The organism is Streptomyces sp. col6 (assembly GCF_008042035.1).
Classification (GTDB): Bacteria; Actinomycetota; Actinomycetes; order Streptomycetales; family Streptomycetaceae; genus Streptomyces.
The window spans coordinates 13,527-29,862 of the sequence record NZ_RDBL01000013.1; the positions used below are offsets into that span (position 1 = coordinate 13,527).

14 protein-coding genes and 2 tRNA genes are annotated in these 16,336 nt (G+C 72.0%); 7 read left to right on the forward strand and 9 right to left on the reverse strand.

The window, feature by feature from the left end; all coding sequences use genetic code 11:
• Positions 1 to 22: 22 nt before the first annotated feature.
• A complete protein-coding gene (locus tag EAO73_RS16735) occupies positions 23 to 583 on the forward strand; it encodes a hypothetical protein (RefSeq protein ID WP_147972368.1) in 561 nt (186 codons plus the stop codon).
• Position 584: 1 nt separating this feature from the next.
• The gene (locus tag EAO73_RS16740; RefSeq protein WP_147972369.1) at positions 585 to 1,265 is read left to right on the forward strand and encodes a class F sortase; all 681 of its coding nucleotides are present in this window, start codon (positions 585 to 587) and stop codon (positions 1,263 to 1,265) included.
• Positions 1,266 to 1,575: 310 nt separating this feature from the next.
• Here EAO73_RS16740 and EAO73_RS16745 read toward each other — a convergent pair.
• Positions 1,576 to 1,649 (reverse strand) — tRNA-Lys (locus EAO73_RS16745).
• Positions 1,650 to 1,833: 184 nt separating this feature from the next.
• On the opposite strand from EAO73_RS16745, the gene EAO73_RS16750 reads away from it, so the two are divergent.
• The 3 genes from EAO73_RS16750 (at position 1,834) to EAO73_RS16760 (ending at position 5,860) form a co-directional block, all read left to right on the forward strand.
• Positions 1,834 to 3,138 carry a peptidoglycan-binding protein gene (locus tag EAO73_RS16750; RefSeq protein ID WP_147972370.1) on the forward strand — a complete coding sequence of 435 codons (1,305 nt, stop codon included), beginning with the start codon at positions 1,834 to 1,836 and terminating at the stop codon, positions 3,136 to 3,138.
• A 25-nt stretch (positions 3,139 to 3,163) separates the two neighbouring features.
• Positions 3,164 to 5,104 (forward strand): SPFH domain-containing protein, encoded by a 1,941-nt coding sequence (locus tag EAO73_RS16755; RefSeq protein WP_147972371.1) that lies wholly within the window; start codon positions 3,164 to 3,166, stop codon positions 5,102 to 5,104.
• A gap of 165 nt (positions 5,105 to 5,269) precedes the next feature.
• Complete coding sequence (locus EAO73_RS16760; RefSeq protein WP_147972372.1) at positions 5,270 to 5,860, forward strand: lytic polysaccharide monooxygenase; 591 nt, start codon at positions 5,270 to 5,272, stop codon at positions 5,858 to 5,860.
• A 116-nt stretch (positions 5,861 to 5,976) separates the two neighbouring features.
• On the opposite strand, the gene EAO73_RS16765 is transcribed toward EAO73_RS16760, so the two are convergent.
• From EAO73_RS16765 to ehuB, 7 genes are all read right to left on the reverse strand, one after another.
• On the reverse strand, positions 5,977 to 7,530 hold the full coding sequence (locus tag EAO73_RS16765) for an MFS transporter (protein WP_147972373.1): 1,554 nt from the start codon (positions 7,528 to 7,530) through the stop codon (positions 5,977 to 5,979).
• A gap of 131 nt (positions 7,531 to 7,661) precedes the next feature.
• Positions 7,662 to 7,735 (reverse strand) — tRNA-Lys (locus EAO73_RS16770).
• A gap of 64 nt (positions 7,736 to 7,799) precedes the next feature.
• Complete coding sequence (locus EAO73_RS16775; RefSeq protein ID WP_147972374.1) at positions 7,800 to 8,558, reverse strand: IclR family transcriptional regulator; 759 nt, start codon at positions 8,556 to 8,558, stop codon at positions 7,800 to 7,802.
• 183 nt (positions 8,559 to 8,741) lie between these two features.
• The gene (ehuA, locus tag EAO73_RS16780; RefSeq protein WP_147972375.1) at positions 8,742 to 9,593 is read right to left on the reverse strand and encodes an ectoine/hydroxyectoine ABC transporter ATP-binding protein EhuA; all 852 of its coding nucleotides are present in this window, start codon (positions 9,591 to 9,593) and stop codon (positions 8,742 to 8,744) included.
• The gene (gene ehuD, locus EAO73_RS16785; protein WP_147972376.1) at positions 9,583 to 10,227 is read right to left on the reverse strand and encodes an ectoine/hydroxyectoine ABC transporter permease subunit EhuD; all 645 of its coding nucleotides are present in this window, start codon (positions 10,225 to 10,227) and stop codon (positions 9,583 to 9,585) included. Before ehuD ends, ehuA begins: the two co-directional genes overlap by 11 nt.
• Positions 10,224 to 10,961, reverse strand: a complete 738-nt coding sequence (gene ehuC / locus EAO73_RS16790) for an ectoine/hydroxyectoine ABC transporter permease subunit EhuC (RefSeq protein ID WP_147972377.1) — start codon at positions 10,959 to 10,961, stop codon at positions 10,224 to 10,226. The genes ehuD and ehuC overlap by 4 nt, the downstream gene beginning before the upstream one ends.
• A 19-nt stretch (positions 10,962 to 10,980) precedes the next feature.
• Complete coding sequence (gene ehuB / locus EAO73_RS16795; RefSeq protein WP_147972378.1) at positions 10,981 to 11,883, reverse strand: ectoine/hydroxyectoine ABC transporter substrate-binding protein EhuB; 903 nt, start codon at positions 11,881 to 11,883, stop codon at positions 10,981 to 10,983.
• 531 nt (positions 11,884 to 12,414) lie between these two features.
• Between ehuB and EAO73_RS16805 the strand changes: the two genes are divergently transcribed.
• Together EAO73_RS16805 and EAO73_RS16810 are read left to right on the forward strand one after the other, a co-directional pair.
• Complete coding sequence (locus EAO73_RS16805; protein WP_147972379.1) at positions 12,415 to 13,194, forward strand: aspartate/glutamate racemase family protein; 780 nt, start codon at positions 12,415 to 12,417, stop codon at positions 13,192 to 13,194.
• A gap of 91 nt (positions 13,195 to 13,285) precedes the next feature.
• Complete coding sequence (locus EAO73_RS16810) at positions 13,286 to 14,413, forward strand: LLM class flavin-dependent oxidoreductase (RefSeq protein WP_147972380.1); 1,128 nt, start codon at positions 13,286 to 13,288, stop codon at positions 14,411 to 14,413.
• 3 nt (positions 14,414 to 14,416) lie between these two features.
• On the opposite strand, the gene EAO73_RS16815 is transcribed toward EAO73_RS16810, so the two are convergent.
• On the reverse strand, positions 14,417 to 16,117 hold the full coding sequence (locus tag EAO73_RS16815) for a putative bifunctional diguanylate cyclase/phosphodiesterase (protein ID WP_412075064.1): 1,701 nt from the start codon (positions 16,115 to 16,117) through the stop codon (positions 14,417 to 14,419).
• Positions 16,118 to 16,336 lie beyond the last annotated feature (219 nt).

Genomic DNA, 16,336 nt, shown 5'->3' on the forward strand with positions numbered 1-16,336 from the left:
ACCTGCCATCAGGAGGTTCACGATGCGTTCCATACCCCTCACGTTCTGTGCCGCCGCACTGGCCGCGGCGACCCTGGTGCCGATCCCCGCGGCACTGGCCGAATCCGGCTCCGGTCACGAGGACTCACACTCCCGCGCCACTCTGTCGGTCTCCCCCTCGTCCGTCGCCCCCGGCCGCGAGGTCGACCTGGAGCTGTCCGGCTGCAAGGCCAAGGAGGCCAAGGGGAACTCCGACGCCTTCGTCTCCGAGGTGCGCTTCTCGGCGGGCAACGACCGGACGCTCTACGCCGAGGCGAGCATCCGCTCGGACGCCGAGCCCGGTGACTACGACGTCGAGGCGATCTGCAAGGACGACAAGCACACCAAGGCGACCGCCACCGTCACCGTCGTCCACCGCGAGCGCCCCATGCCCGTCGCCCCGGTCCACGCGGGCGGCGGCGGCACCGCCGTGCTCGCGAGCGAGACCGCGGACCAGGACGGCCCCGGCACCACCCACGAGGTGATCGGCCTCGCAATGGCCGCCGTCGCGGCCGTCGCCGTCGCCTACCGCAGCGTGCGCCGTCGCCGCCCGGCGGCCGACTGACATGTCTGCATCGGAGGACTCGGCAGGTCACGGCAGGCTGCTCACCGGAGTGGCCTGGGCCGTGATCCTGCTGGGCCTGTGGCTGTGGGGCCGCGGCATCACCGACGGCTCGGGCATCGGCTCGGCCCCGACCACCGGCGACGTCGCCGCGGTCGGGCGCCCGCTCGGCGTCCCGCTGCCCCCGGCGCACGCACCGATCAAGGGCGTGACGCCGAGCAGCGTCGAGATCCCCTCGCTCGGTGTCCGCGCCCCGGTCGTCTCCCGGGGCCTGGACGCGGAGGGCGCCATCGAGCCGCCGTCCTTCGACACGCCCCAGACGGTCGGCTGGTACGGCAGCGGCACCCGGCCCGGCGCCGAGGGCCCGGCCCTGCTCGTCGGCCACGTCGACACCGAGACCAAGCCGGCCGTCTTCTACGGGCTCAGCGCGGCCCGCCCCGGCGCGAAGGTCGACGTCACCCGCACCGACGGCACGGTCGCCGAGTTCACCATCGACGACGTCCAGGTCCTCACCCGCGCCCGGTTCGACGCCGCGAAGGCGTACGGGCCCCGCAAGGACGGCCGGGCGGAGCTGCGGCTGATCACCTGCGGCGGCACGTACGACCGCGCGTCGCACTCGTACACCGCGAACGTGATCGTCTCCGCCTACCTCACGGCGGAGAAGCCCGCGGGCAAGGCCGCCTGAGCGCGCCCCCACCGGTACCGGGCCCGGCCGCCGCCCGTCCCGGGCGGCGGCCGGGCCGGTCCTCGACCGCGGTACGCGGGCCGCGGGAGTGGCCCGGCGCCGACACGGGAGGTCTGGGGTCGGCCCGGCGGATCCCGGTCGACCGGGCCCGCCGCACGCCCCACTGTAGGGGGACACGCCCGGCCCGCCCACCCGTTTCCTGACGTTACGTCGATAACCGGTCACCCTCCGCACGCGGTGAAGCGCTTGCGTCGCGCACCGGAAACGATCAAGGCCCCCTCGCACGAAGCGAGGGGGCCTTGAGTGTGCGTGCGCCGCCAGGGACTCGAACCCCGGACCCGCTGATTAAGAGTCAGCTGCTCTAACCAACTGAGCTAGCGGCGCCTGCTGACCTGGAGAACTCTACCCGATCCCGAGCGGTGCTCCCGACCATCTCGCCGCCCTCCCGGCCTGTCGGATGGTCGTTTTTTCCCTTCTATCCGTCAAACTGCGGTATGTCACGACCGTTGCCACACTGACGCCCGAGCAGATGCGCCCGAGGATCTTGACGACTGCGGAGGGGAATCGCATGACTGTGCCGGATTTCGAGGAGTACGTACCCGCCATCGACTGTCCCTGTCCGGGCTGCGCCGACCAGCGGCGGACCGCCGCCGGGGGGCTGCCCAGGCGGTACGGGGGGAACCCGGCCGCCCACGGTGCCCGGCGTGCGATGGTCCTGGTCACCGCGGCCGGGGTGGTGCTCGGCGGCGCGGCCGGGGAGTCCGCCGGAGCCCCGCACGACCCCGCCCCGGTGCCCGGTGCGGGGCTGCCCGCCGGGATCGGCCCGCTGCCGGACAGCCCCCAGGGGGTTCCCGGACCGCTGCGGGGGGCCGGGGCCTCCGGACCGCAGGCGGCCCAGGCGCCCGTGCCGCGCGCGACGACCCGCGCCGACATCATCGATCGGGCGAAGAAGTGGGTCACCGCGCAGGTCCCGTACAGCATGTCGAAGTACTGGTCGGACGGGTACCGGCAGGACTGCTCCGGCTATGTCTCGATGGCCTGGAACCTGGCGGGCAACGAGTGGACCGGCAGCCTCGCCGCGTACGGCACCCGGATCGCCCGCGCGGACCTGGAGCCCGGCGACATTCTGCTCTTCCACAACCTCGCCGACCCGGCGAAGGGCTCCCACGTCACGATCTTCGGCGGCTGGACCGACTCGACGCACACCCGATACACGGCGTACGAGCAGACCAAGCCGCACACCCGCAAGCAGACGACGCCCATGGCGTACTGGACCAACTCCGCCAGTTATGTGGCCTACCGCTACAAGGGCCTGAACCCGGGGAAGTCCGGCAGCGAGACCACCGCGACCCCGTTCCCCGGCGCGGCGAAGTTCGGTCCCCGGACGAACAACGCGCATGTCACCCGGCTCGGCACGATGCTCGTCGCCCGGGGCGGCAAGCGCTTCTACAAGGTCGGCCCCGATCCGGTCTGGACCGATGCCGACCGCAGGGCCACCCAGGCCTTCCAGCGGGCCCAGGGGTGGAAGGGCGCCGAGGCCGACGGCATCCCAGGCCCCGACACCTGGGAGCTGCTGGTGACCGGAACCGGCCACGACATCCCCGCCGCGGGCGGCCAGAGCGGCTCCAAGGCGGTCCCGGCCTTCCCCGGACGGGGGTATTTCCGGCCGGGTCGGTCCAACAGCCATGTCGACAAGCTCGGAAAACAGTTGGTGAAGAAGGGATACGGCGCGTACTACCGGTCGGGCCCCGACCCCCGCTGGACCGAGGCGGACCGGCGCAATGTCGAGGCCTTCCAGAAGGCCCAGGGCTGGCGGGGCGCGGAGGCCGACGGCTATCCGGGCCCGGAAACCTGGCGGCGACTCTTCGCGTGACACGACGGACATGACGGAGGCGGTAATGCGATCCACGGTGTCGGACAGCTCCGGAAACCCGGAGCACGGCCAGGAGACGGAGTACGGGGAGGAGCGGTACGGGACCGTCCCGGTACGGGAATGGGTGGGCCCGGGAGGCGCCGGCAGCGTCACCGACGCGTGGGCGGCGGCGGGTACCCGGGCCGTGATGGGTGAGGAGGCCGACGCGGTCCCCGAGGGCCTGCCGGTGCGGGGCGTGGTGCCGTCCAAGGACCCCGGCCCCGTGCCGCCGCCGGTCTTCGGGCCGGTCGCGGTGTCGGTGCCCGCCGGCGGTGAGGTGGTCGTCGAGGTGCCCGAGGACCGGGTACCGGCCGACGAGACCGGGCCGGTGGACGCCGAGGTGCGTCCGGAGAACGGGACGCGTCCGGAGACCGGGGCGCTTGCGAAGGCCGGGGACGCGACCGGTTCCGATTCCGTCGTCGATCTGGTGCTCGATCTCATGCCGGGCGAGGACGACCGCAGGGGGCTGCTGGGTGCGACGTCCGCCTCGGTGTCGGTGCCCTCGGCGGCGGGAGCGGATGCGGAGGCCGGTGCGGAGGAGCCCGCGGACGCGGTGCCCTTGGGCGCGGTGCTCGCCGATGCGGTGCGAGCCGACGCGGCGCCCACTGATGCTGTGCCCGCCGACACGGTGCCCGCTGATGCCGTGTCGGCCTCCGTGCCGGAGCCCGCTCCCGAGCCCGAGCCGGTCGCCGAGGCCCCCGTCCCCGAGCGCGAGCCCGTCCTCGCCGGTGCCCGCGCCGGCGTCGAGGGCGGCACCGGCCCGGTCCTCGTCCCCGGGCCCGACTCCGCACCCCGTACCGACCCGCTCCGGGACAGTGGCCGGCATCAGGCGGTCATCGCCAACGAGCGGACCGCCTCCATCCCCGTGCACCTCCTCTTCCGGGAGGAGCGGAACGCCGGGGCTGCCGCCGTGCCGTCCACCGTCGTACGCCCCGGCGGGGGCGAGCCCGGGGCCGGTGTGCGCCGGCCGCCCGTGCCGAGGACGCCCCAGGTGCGGCCCGCCACCCGGCCCGCGCCCGACGCCGACCCCCGGCTGCACGAGCGGCCGGGCCCCGCGCTGCCCGGCTGGTTCGCGCTGCTCACCGGATTCGGCGGGACCGCGGCGGCCGCGGGGGTGCTGTGGTGGACCGGCGCGCTGCCGGCCGTCGTGCTCGCCCGCTTCGGGCTCGGTCCGCGGCCGTACGACGGACTGGGCACGGGCGCCTGGGCGGCGCTCGTCTTCCTGGCGGCCGTCGTGCTCTTCGCGGTCGGGGGCCTGACCAGGGGCCGGGTCGGCCACGCCTGGGTGCTCACCCTGTTCGGCCAGTACCGGGGCAGCGTGCGGCGGACCGGGCTGATGTGGATCAGCCCGCTGCTGCTGCGCCGCCGCATCGACGTACGGCTGCGGCACTGGCGCAGCGAGCCGCTGCCCGCGGTGGACGCGAACGGCACCGCGCTGCGGGTCGTCGTCCAGGTCGTGTGGCGGGTCAAGGACACCGTGCGGGCGGCCCTCGGGATCGAGGACCACGAGACGTACCTGCGTGAGCAGGTCGAGGCGGCGATGGCCCGGGTCCTGTCCCAGCTGCCCGCCGACGCCTTCCACGAGGACGCGCACACGCTGCGCAACGCGGAGGCGGTCGGCGACGCGCTGACGCGGATGCTGAAGGCGGACTGCGAGCCCGTCGGCGTCGAGGTGTACTCGGCCCAGCCGACCGGGATCGAGTACGCGCCGGAGGTGGCGGCGGCGATGCAGCGGCGCCGGATCGCGGCGATCGACGCCCAGCACCGGGACAGCGTCCTGACTTCGGTCGTGGACGCGGTGGACGACACCGTCAGCCGGCTGACCGAACGCGGTCTCGTGGAGCTGGACGACTACGAACGCAAGTCCCTGGTCAAGGACTTGACGGTGGCCTTCTACACCGGGCGTACCGGGGGCGACGGCGCCTGAGGACGTGCGGGGGAGGTTCCGGGGCAACCGGAATCACGCGCTCATTGGTCTGGACATGGTCAAGGCACGGCAATAATCTAAGCCTTGGTCTAGACCGCAGAACGCGCGTACGCAGCAGTGCTCATGGAATCCCCACTCCCCCCACGATCCGAGGAGCGACATCACATGCGTATGAAGGCAAGTGCGGCCCTGGTCGGCCTCGCGGTAGCGGGCGTCTCGATGTTCGCCACCAGCAGCGCCAGCAGCCACGGCTACACGGACAACCCGATCAGCCGTCAGAAGCTGTGTGCCAACGGCACGGTGACCGGCTGCGGCAACATCCAGTGGGAGCCGCAGAGTGTCGAGGGCCCCAAGGGCTTCCCGGCGGCCGGTCCGGCCGACGGGAAGATCTGCTCCGGCGGCCACGGCGAGTTCGCGCAGCTCGACGACCCGCGCGGCGGCAACTGGCCCGCCACCAAGGTGACGGCCGGTCAGGGCTTCAGCTTCCGCTGGCAGTTCACCGCCCGCCACGCCACGACGGACTTCCGCTACTACATCACCAAGGACGGCTGGGACCCCACCAAGCCGCTCACCCGGGCGGACCTGGAGCCGCAGCCCTTCATGACGGTGCCGTACAACAACCAGCAGCCCCCGGCGACGCTGACCCAGCAGGGCACCATCCCCACCCAGAAGTCCGGGAAGCACATCATCCTGAGTGTCTGGAACATCGCGGACACCGCCAACGCGTTCTACGCGTGCTCGGACGTGCAGTTCTGACGTCCGCCGGTGACCGTGCCGCGTGACTGACGTGCTGCCGGCGGGCAGCGCGGCGAGCCCCGGGGAGTCCACGGACTCCCCGGGGCTTCGCCGTGCCGGTACGGGCCGGGCCACCGTCAGACCTGGGCGGGGACCGGAGCCGCGGCCGGCGCCTCGGTGGCGGTCTCCCCGGCGGCGGTCGCCGCCGGCCGGGTCGCCCGGCGCAGCAGGGTCGCCGCCAGCACCGCACCGGTCAGCAGGATCAGCGACCCCGTCACCGAGGCGTACCGCATGCTGTGCACGAAGGCCTCCTGGCCGATCGCGATCAGCGAGTGGTCACCGGTGGTCAGCGCGCCCGGCAGGGTCTTGCGGGCGACGTCCGGGGCGGAGGCGGGCATGTCGGCCCGGTAGACCGCGGTGGAGACGGCGCCGAGGAGGGCCATGCCCAGCGCGCCGCCGAACTCCTGCCCGGTCTCCAGCAGCGAGGCTGCCGAGCCGGCCTTCTCTGCGGGGCTGACGGCCATCGCCATGTCCGAGACGAGCGCCATCACGGCGACGATGCCGCTGCTCATCACGGCCGAGCCGATCAGCAGCAGGACCAGTGAGTCGGTCCCGGCCAGGGTGAAGAGGCCGAAGCCCGCCGCCCCGATGACGAACCCGGCGCAGACCACGTACGCCCGCTCGGTCCGCTGGGCGACGGCGGTCGCCGCGGGCGCCGCCGCACCCACCGCCAGCGACGGGGCCAGGCTCCACAGCGCGGCCTCCATCGTGCTCATGCCGAGCACCGACTGCAGGTACTGGGTGGTGAAGAAGGCCGAGCCCATCATCGCGAAGGCGGCCAGCGCGTTCAGTCCGATCCCGGTGCCGAAGCCGCGGCCCCGGAACAGCTCCCGGCTGATCATCGCGTCGGAGCGGGTGCGCTGCCGGCGGACGAAGACCCAGCCGACGAGCAGCCCGGCGGCGATGATCAGCGCCCGCTCGGTGTCGAGCCCGTGGGCGGCGCTCTCCTTGATGCCGTAGACCACCGGCAGGACCGTACCCATGGACAGCGGGACGCTGAGGAAGTCGAAGCGGTCCGGGTTCGGGTCCTTGAACTCCGGCACCAGCAGCGGCACGAGGATCAGCAGCAGGAGCATCGCGGGCACGTTGATCAGGAAGACCGAGCCCCACCAGAAGTGCTCCAGCATCACCCCGCTGAGCACCGAACCGAGCGCGACGCCGCCGGCCATGGCGCCCGACCAGATGCCGATGGCCTTCGCCCGCTGCTGCTCGTTGCGGAACATGTTGCGCACGAGCCCGATGGTGGACGGCATCAGCGTCGCCCCGCCGATCCCGAGGACCGCCCGCGCCGCGATGAGCATCTCCGGGCTGTTCGCGTACGCCGCGCAGACCGAGGCGGCGCCGAAGGCGAGAGCCCCGATCAGCAGCAGCTTGCGGCGGCCGATGCGGTCGCCCAGCGAGCCCATCGTGATGAGGAGGCCGGCCAGCGCGAACGCGTACACGTCGAAGATCCACAGCTGCTGGGTGGCGCTGGGGGCGAGGTCCCGGTCGATGGACGGGATCGCGAAGAAGAGGACGGAGACGTCCATCGAGACGAGCAGGAGGGGGAGGAGCAGGACCAGGAAGGCGGTCCACTCCCGACGGCCGGCGAGTGCGCCGGGGGCGGCGGTGGAGCTCGTGGGGTTCGTCATGCCAAGGAATATACGGCTGTTTAAAACAGCTGTCTAGTACGACTGTGTAAAACGTTCGTACATGACTGCAAGCAGCGCAAAACGCACGAGGCGGCTTCCGTGGATACGGAAACCGCCTCGTGCGTTGTCTGTGCGCCGCCAGGGACTCGAACCCCGGACCCGCTGATTAAGAGTCAGCTGCTCTAACCAACTGAGCTAGCGGCGCCTGCTGACGTGAAAATAATACCTGGTCCGGAGGGGTGCTGATGACACACCTGTCCCGGGCGCCCCTACAGCGCCAGCGACAGCAGGACCGGGGCCGCGCGCCGGTTGAGTGTGTCCGCCGCGGCGCGCAGCCGGTGCGCGTCCTCCACCGGCATCGACAGGGCCAGGCAGCCCGCCGAGGACCCGGCCGTGAGCGGCACCGCCGCGCACACCGTGCCGACCGCGTACTCCTGGAGGTCGAGCACCGGGACCGTGGCCGGCTGGCTGTCCAGCTTGGAGAAGAGGACCTTCTCGTTGGTGATCGTCCGCGAGGTCAGCCGGGCCGTCTTGTGCCGCGAGATGTGGTCGCGCCGGCCGTTCTGGTCCAGCTGGGTCAGCAGGCACTTGCCGATCGCCGAGGCGTGCGCCGACGAGCGGAAGTCCACCCACTCGTTGACGGCGGGGGTGAGCGGACTGTCGGCGTACTGCGTGACGCGGATCTCGCCGTCGACGTACCGGCTGATGTAGACCGCCGCGCCGACGGAGTCGCGCAGCTGGGCGAGGGTCTGCTGGAGCTTGGACTCCAGGGCCTGGCGGCGGGCGGCTCCCGAGCCGACCAGCAGCAGCGAGGCGCCGATGACGTACGCCCCGTCGGTGATCTGTTCGACGTAGCCCTCACGGCGCAGTGTCAGCAGGAGCGGGGAGAGATGGCCGGCGGGCAGTCCCGTCTCCCGGGAGATCTGGGTGTCCGTGACGCCGCTGCCGTGCTTGGAGACCGTTTCGAGCACGCGCAGGGCGTACTGCACCGAGTGGAATGACGCCGTCGGTTCGGGCTTCAACGCCACGGCTTCCCCCTGCCAGTTGGAACCGGAGGCCGGCCTGTGGCCGGAGGCTTCGCCCCCACGATAGCCGCCGGAGGCCTGTTCAGGGGGGTGTGCGGGGGACTGGGGGATGCGCCCCGGAGCCGCGATCAGGGGCGCACCCCTACGGCATATGCCTATGTCATGCACGAGCCACGGATGCCGAGGTCACAGCACCGCGTTGAGGAATTCGCGTGTGCGTTCGTGCGAGGGATCGGAGAAGATTTTTTCCGGCGAACCGGACTCCACGACCCGTCCGGCGTCGAACATCAGCACCTTCTCCGAGACGTCCCGGGCGAAGTTCATCTCGTGCGTCACGCAGAGCATCGTGATGTCGGTGTTCCTGGCGATGTCGCTCAGCAGTTCCAGCACCCCCGCGACCAGCTCCGGGTCCAGCGCCGACGTCACCTCGTCCAGGAGCAGGATCTCCGGCTCCATCGCGAGCGCGCGGGCGATGGCGACCCGCTGCTGCTGGCCGCCGGAGAGCTGTGAGGGATGCGCGTCGATCTTGCCGGACAGGCCGACGAGTTCCAGCAGCTCCCGGGCGCGGGCCTCCGCCCTGTCCCGGTCCATGCCGAGGACGTTGACGGGCGCCTCGGTGATGTTCTGGAGCACCTTCATGTTCGGGAAGAGGTTGAACTGCTGGAAGACCATGCCGATCCTGCGGCGGGCCGCCCGCAGATGCTTCTCGGACGCCGGCTTCAGCGAGCCGTCCGCCGCCCGGGTGTGCGTCAGCGGCTCGTCGTTGATCCAGATCACGCCGTCGCTGACCCGCTCCAGCGTCATCAGCAGCCGCAGGATCGTCGTCTTGCCCGAACCGCTCGGCCCGATCAGGGTGACGTGCTCGCCGCGCTCGACCGTGAAGTCCAGCCGGTCCAGGACCACATGGTCGCCGTAGCGCTTGACGACCTTGTCGAAGCGGACGAGCGGATGCCCCTCGTCCTTCGCGGCGTCGACGGTCCGGGCGTCCTCGGGCGCCGGGGCCGCGTTCTTCTGCAGGGGGAGGGGTTCAGTGGCCAAGGCGCTTCTCCAGCTTTCTCATCAACAGCGAGGTGGGGTAGCTCGCCACCAGGAAGATCAGTCCGGCGAGGGTGAACGCCTCCGTGTAGCGGAAGTGCTCGGTCCCGTAGTTGCGGGCCTGGTAGACCATTTCGTGCACCGTGATCACGGCGAGGTACGGCGTCTCCTTGAACATGGAGATCGCGTAGTTGCCGAGCGCGGGCAGCACGTTGCGGACCGCCTGCGGCAGGATCACCGCCTGCCAGGTGCGGCGGGGCGTCAGCGAGAGCGCCCGGCAGGCCTCCCACTGGCCCTTCGGCACCCCGTCGATCCCGGCGCGGTACACCTCGGAGGTGTACGTGGCGTAGTGGACGCCCAGCACCACGATGCCGATCGTCAGCGGTTCCACCGAGGTGAACAGGGCTGCGGCGCCCACCAGTTGCACCAGCAGCGGGGTGGAGCGGATGAACTCCATCACCGCCTTCACCGGCACGGTCACCAGCCGGGACGGGGCACGTCCGGCGACCGCGATGGCCAGCCCGAGGACCGCGGCGACCAGGGTGCCCAGCACCGTGGCCAGCAGGGTCGTCCAGAACCCGTCGATGAGCAGGGGGAGCGCGTCACCGACGGCGCCCCAGTCGAAATCGCTCTTCACCCGGCACCTCCGGCGGTCTGGGCGGTGTTCACGGCGCTGCGGGACTTCAGCAGGCTCTTCCCGCCGGTGGCCAGACCGAGCCGCCGCTTGGCGGACCGCTCCAGCAGGTTCATCAGCAGGGTCAGCGCGTACGCCAGGACGAAGTAGCAGACCAGCAGCGTGACGTAGGCGGTGAGGGTCTCACCCGTACGGCTGCGCAGCTTCTCGATGGCGGTCATCAGGTCCGCCGCCGAGATCAGCCACAGCAGCGGGGTCGCCTTCAGCAGCTGGATCAGCAGATTGGTGAACGACGGGATCATCTGCACCCACGCCTGCGGCAGGATCACCTTGCGCATCCGGTGCAGCGGCGACATGTTCAGCGCGAGCGCCGCCTCGTACTGGCCGCGCGGTACGGAGTTGACCGCGCCGCGCACCACTTCGGCGCCGTACGCCCCGTAGTTGAGGCCGAACGCGAGCACCCCGCAGACCAGCGGCGTCAGTTCGTACCCGGTCAGCGGCGGCATCGCGTAGTACAGCCAGAACAGCTGCACGTACAGCGAGGTGCCGCGGAAGAACTCCACGACCACGCGGGAGACCCCGCGCGACAGCAGGAGCCGGCTGAGCGACATCAGGCCCAGCACGAACGACAGGAGCAGCGCGAGGAGCGCGCCCAGGACCGTGGCCTCCAGGGTCACCCACAGGCCCGACCGCAGTTGCGGCAGATCGTCGGCGAAGGCCGAGAAGAAATCATTCATGCGGTGGGTCCCGTCCCTGTCAGCCCTTGCACAGATCAGCCGTCTTCAGCGTGGCCGGCGGAAGTTCGGTCGCGCCGAAGCCGTAGTCGCGCAGCAGCTCCACATAGCGGGACTTGTCGGCGACGATCTTCTTCAGCTCGCGGTTGAAGGCGTCGCGCAGCTCCTCGTTGCCCTTGCGGAAGACGGCGCCGCCGGGGCTGTACTGCTTGGCGCCGTCCAGCTCGGGCAGGAAGGCCTCGGTGACCTCGGTGCCCTCGTTGGTCTTGGCGAGCCAGCGCAGCGAGATGCCGGTCAGCAGGAAGGCGTCGATCCGGCCGCCCTTGACCGCGTCCGCCCCGTCCTGCGGCTTCTGGAGGGTCTTGATCCTGCTCTCGGGGATGCCCGCGCCCTTGGCGTACGAGCCCTCGACCGCGCCCGCCATCACGCCGAGGGTGATTCCGGCGGCCTTCGCCGACGCCAGGTCGGTGACCTTCTTCGGGTTGCCCCTCTTCACCATCATCGCGGTCGGCGAGATGAACTCCGGTTCCGAGAAGAGGGCGTTGGCGCAGCGCTCCGGGGTGATCGCCATGCCGGCGCTGACCACGTCGTACTTGCCGGCCTGGAGTCCGGGGATCAGGCCGTCCCACTCGGAGAGGGTGGGCTTCAGCTCGTCGACACCGAGGGCCTTGAAGATCTCGCGGTGCAACGTGGGCGCCTCGCCCTTGAGTTCCTTGCCCTCCATGTACCCGTACGGCGCCTCGTCGGCGTACGCGACGCGTACGAACCCCTGCTTGCGGAGCTTCGCGAGGGCGCCCTCTCCGTCGGCGGAGTCGGCGCCGGTCTTGCTGCACGCGGCGAGGAGGCCCGGGACGACGAGCAGACCGCCCACCGCTGCCGATCGGTTGAGAAATCCCCGGCGGGACAGGTTCGGGAAGTCAGCCATGGTTCGCAATCTCCTGAAGGGGTCGAACAGTCCGGACAGGCTTGGGCCTGTCCGGCGGGTCTTCGTGGGCCCGCGACGCCTGGCACGCACTCTCGCCGCACGCCCGCATCACCCAAGTACGTCCAGTACGAGGGCGATCCGGGCGCACGCCGAGAGCACGCACCAGACGCCGCGGGCTGATCCACGAAGACCCGCCGGGCAGGCCCTGGGCGCCTGCCCGATCCCGTACGTCTATTCAGAAAGAAGGCGCATGTAATCGAACGGTGGCCGGAGGGTGACCTTCCCGTGTCCGGTGGCAGGCCGGAAGGCGGGGTTTCGTAGGGGATGTCCCGTACGAGGCTCCGTACCGCGACGGGTGCCCGTGCGGTCGCCGTTCATGCACGCGGCCGGCCGCCCGGGGCGAGATCCGGGGCGGATGGCGGAATACTGGAACAGGAGCGGGGAAACCGGTCAGTGCCGCCGCCGGTTCGCGCGGCGGGCGCGGCGGGCGATCCGCCGCGGCACGGACGCAGGTGCAGAGAAAGGGTGGACATGACGACCGTCGGATTCCTCTACCCGGGTCACTTCGCCGAGGACGACTACCCGCGCATGGAGATCCTCCTCGACAGCACCATCAGACTTGTCGTCCACCACACCGAGAGCCCGGACGGCGCTTACGCCGAGGACGCCCTGCGCGCACTGGGCACCCCCGGCCGGCTCGCCGCGGGCATCGAGGAGCTGCAGCGCTCCGGGGTCCAGTCCATCGTCTGGGCCTGCGACGGCGGCAGCTTCCTGTACGGGTGGCAGGGTGCCCACGACCAGGTCGCGGCCCTCGCCCGTGCGGCGGGCGTACCCGCGTCCAGCACCTCCATCGGCTTCGTCCACGCGGTACGGAAGCTGGGTGCCGAGCGCGTCGCGGTCGCCGCGACCTACTCCGAGGCCGTCGCGGAGCGGTTCGCCGCGTTCCTGCGGGAGACCGGCGTGGAGGTCACCGGCGTGCACGCGGCGGGCGTCACCGACGCCGCCGAGGCCGCGTCCTGGGACGCGGACCGGGTGCTCGAACTGGCCAGGGCCGCCGACCGCCCCGACGCGGACGCCGTCCTGATCCCCGACACCTCCCTGCACACCGCCGCCCACCTCCCCGAGCTGGAGGAGGCGCTCGGCAAGCCCGTCCTCACCGCCAGCCAGGTGGCGGCCCGCGAGGCCCTGCGGCTGGCCGACCGCCCCGCCTGGGCGCCCCGGCTCGGCACGCTCTTCGCCAACCGCGAGCAGCCGCCGGCCCCGGTGAGCTGGGGGAGCGGACGGGCGTACGCCCACGGGAAGAAGAGCTGAGAGGCAGCGGCCCGGAATAAACGGAGCCATCCTCCTGTTTCCGCTCTCCGAACGGACGAGGCACTAAGCGCACCACCGGAGAGGCCAGAACGTGGACGAGATTCGAGGCGACGAGATCCAGGGCGACAGGATCCAGGGCGACGAGATCCGCGGTACGGCCCGGGGGACCGCCCCCGTGCCGCTGTCCGTGCTGGATCTGGTGACCGTGGGCCAGGGCCGCACGGCGAGCCAGGCCCTGCGCACCGGCGTGGAGATCGCCCGGCTCGCCGAGCGCCGTGGCTTCCACCGCTACTGGGTCGCCGAGCACCACTCGATGCCCGGCGTCGCCTCCTCGTCCCCGGCCGTGATCCTGGCCCACACCGCCGCCCGCACCGAGCGCATCCGGCTCGGCTCGGGCGGCGTCATGCTGCCCAACCACGCCCCGCTCGTCATCGCCGAGCAGTTCGGCACCCTGGAGGCGATGGCCCCCGGCCGCGTCGACCTCGGCCTGGGCCGCGCGCCCGGCACGGACGGCGCCACCGCCGCCGCACTGCGGCGCACGGACCGGCTCAACGAAGGGGCGGACGACTTTCCGCAGCAGCTCATGGAGCTGACCCGGTTCCTGGACGACGACTTCCCCGACGGCCACCCCTACGCCCGCATCCACGCGGTCCCCGGACCCGTCCAGGCCACCGCCGAGGGCGGCGTCCAGTCCCCGGCGCGCCCGCCCATCTGGCTGCTCGGCTCCTCCGGCTTCAGCGCCCGGCTGGCCGGGGTCCTCGGGCTGCCGTTCGCCTTCGCGCACCACTTCTCGGCCCAGAACACCGTCCCGGCGCTGGAGCTGTACCGCGACTCCTTCAAGCCGTCCACGGTCCTGGACGCGCCGTACGCCCTGATCGGTGTCGCCGCCCTGGCCGCCGACGACGAGCGCGAGGCGCGGCGGCAGGTGCTGACCGGTGCCCTTTCGATGCTCCGGCTGCGGTCCGGGCGGCCCGGCCTGGTGCCGACGCCCGAGGAGGCGGAGGCGTACGCCTTCTCCCCGATGGAGCGCGAGTTCGTCGACAACTGGCTGGTCAACATCGTCCACGGCACCTCCGACGAGGTCCGCTCCGGCCTCGACGACCTGGCCAAGCGCACCGGCGCCGACGAGCTGATGATCACCGCCAACGCCCACAGCGGCGAGGCCCGGCTGCGCAGCTACGGGCTGATCGCGGACGCGTACGGGCTGCCCGACGCGTAGGGCTCACGCCCCCGGGGCGCGGGTTCCGATGAGTTCGGCGATGCGTTCCGGGGCGACCGCGCGCGAGTAGAGCCAGCCCTGTCCCGTGTCGCAGCCGATCCGGCGCAGCCGCTCCGCCTGGCCGGCCGTCTCCACGCACTCCGCGGTGACGGTCAGGCCCAGCCGGTGCGCCAGCCCGACCATGGCCTCGACGATCGTCTCGTCGGCGGGGCTGGGATGCGTGCCGTCCTCGTACCGGAAACCGCGCACGAACGCGCCGTCCAGCTTGAGCACGGACACCGGCAGGCGGCTCAGGTAGGCGAGGTTCGAGTAGCCGGTGCCGAAGTCGTCGATGGCGATGCGGACGCCCATGTCGCTGAGCGCCTGGAGGGCCCGCAGCGGGCGGCCCGCCGAACCCATCACCGCGGACTCGGTCAGCTCCAGCTGCAGCAGCGCCGGATCGAGCCCGGTCTCCGCCAGGATCTCCGCGACATCGGTGACCAGGTCGGAGTCCCAGACCTGGCGCACCGCGACGTTGACGCTGATGAACAGCGGCGGCTTCGCCGGATGGTCGAGCTGCCAGCGCCGGGCCTGCCGGCAGGCCGAGCGCAGCACCCACCGGCCGAGCTGCACGATCGAGCCGTCCTCCTCGGCGATCGCGACGAACCGATTCGGCGAGAGCATGCCGAACTGCGGGTGGTTCCAGCGCACCAGCGCCTCGACGCCGCGCACGACCCCGTCGGCCATGCCGACCAGCGGCTGGTACTCGATGGTGAACTCGCCGCGCTCCACGGCCGGGCGGAGGGTGGAGGACAGCGCCTGGCGGGTCATCCGGTGGGCGTTGCGCTCCGGGTCGAACAGGGTCCAGCGGGCCTTGCCGTCGGCCTTCGCCCAGTACAGCGTGGTGTCGGCGGCCTGCATCAGACCGGTGGCGGACGTGCCCGCGACGGGCCGCTCCACCACTCCGATCGACGCCGAGACCGAGAGCCGCTGCCCGGCCAGGTCGAAGGGCTGCTGGAGCGCCCCCAGCACCGTGCGCGCCAGGTCGGTCAGCTGCTCGGTGCCGGTGGACTCCTCGACCAGGAGCGCGAACTCGTCGCCGCCGAGCCGGGCCACCAGCGGGGCACCGGCCGGGTACGCGCCCTCCTGCTCGGCGCAGTCCGTGAGCCGCGCGGCGACGGCCGCCAGCAGCCGGTCGCCGATCCGGTGGCCCAGGGTGTCGTTGACCGCCTTGAAGCCGTCCAGGTCCAGGTAGCAGAGCCCGACGCGGGGGCCGCCGCCCTCCTGGTGGGGCGGGGGCCGCAGCGCCGCCGACAGCCGCTCGAAGAACAGCGCCCGGTTGGGCAGCCGGGTCACCGGGTCGTGCATCTGGAGGTGGTGCAGCCGCTTCTGCAGTTCGCGCCGGTCGCTGACGTCCGCGACGGAGAGCAGCACCTGACCGGGCGCAGCGCCCGTGTCCGCCTCCGTGGCGTCCGGCATCGGCACGACGGTGATCTCGGCCCACAGCGCGCGCCCGTCGGGGTGCTTGAGCCGGCGGGTGCAGCGGAAGCGGGTGCGCCGGCCGTGCAGCACCTCGCGGTACGCGTGCCAGGCGCGGGCGTCCGCCGCCAGGTCGACCAGATCGGCCGCCGACTGCGCGGTGAGCGCCGCCGCGCCGGTGCCCGTCAGCGCGCCGAGCGCCTCGTTGGCGGTGACGATCAGGCCCTCGGGGCCGACGACGGCCATCGGCAGGGTGGCGGCCCGGAACGCGGCCCGGTAGTCGTGCGCCTCGGTGGCGGACGCGCCGGGCGGCCACGCTTCGTGACGCTCCGTCACCACGGGGCGCTGTGCAGGGGGTGCCGTGGGCCCCGGTCCTTCGGGGGTTGCGCTCACCGTTCGCTCCGCCCTGCAGTTCTGTCCCGGACACCTCCGGTCGGACTGGCCCGCCGCGTGGAGCACCGCCGT

Bases quoted from the DNA above. Each gene is read 5' to 3' on its own strand.
- EAO73_RS16735 (WP_147972368.1), top strand. From the start codon at position 23: ATGCGTTCCATACCCCTCACGTTCTGTGCCGCCGCACTGGCCGCGGCG.
- EAO73_RS16740 (WP_147972369.1), top strand. From the start codon at position 585: ATGTCTGCATCGGAGGACTCGGCAGGTCACGGCAGGCTGCTCACCGGA.
- EAO73_RS16750 (WP_147972370.1), top strand. From the start codon at position 1,834: ATGACTGTGCCGGATTTCGAGGAGTACGTACCCGCCATCGACTGTCCC.
- EAO73_RS16755 (WP_147972371.1), top strand. From the start codon at position 3,164: ATGCGATCCACGGTGTCGGACAGCTCCGGAAACCCGGAGCACGGCCAG.
- EAO73_RS16760 (WP_147972372.1), top strand. From the start codon at position 5,270: ATGCGTATGAAGGCAAGTGCGGCCCTGGTCGGCCTCGCGGTAGCGGGC.
- EAO73_RS16765 (WP_147972373.1), bottom strand. From the start codon at position 7,530: ATGACGAACCCCACGAGCTCCACCGCCGCCCCCGGCGCACTCGCCGGC.
- ehuC (WP_147972377.1), bottom strand. From the start codon at position 10,961: ATGAATGATTTCTTCTCGGCCTTCGCCGACGATCTGCCGCAACTGCGG.
- ehuB (WP_147972378.1), bottom strand. From the start codon at position 11,883: ATGGCTGACTTCCCGAACCTGTCCCGCCGGGGATTTCTCAACCGATCG.
- EAO73_RS16805 (WP_147972379.1), top strand. From the start codon at position 12,415: ATGACGACCGTCGGATTCCTCTACCCGGGTCACTTCGCCGAGGACGAC.
- EAO73_RS16815 (WP_412075064.1), bottom strand. From the start codon at position 16,117: ATGGCCGTCGTCGGCCCCGAGGGCCTGATCGTCACCGCCAACGAGGCG.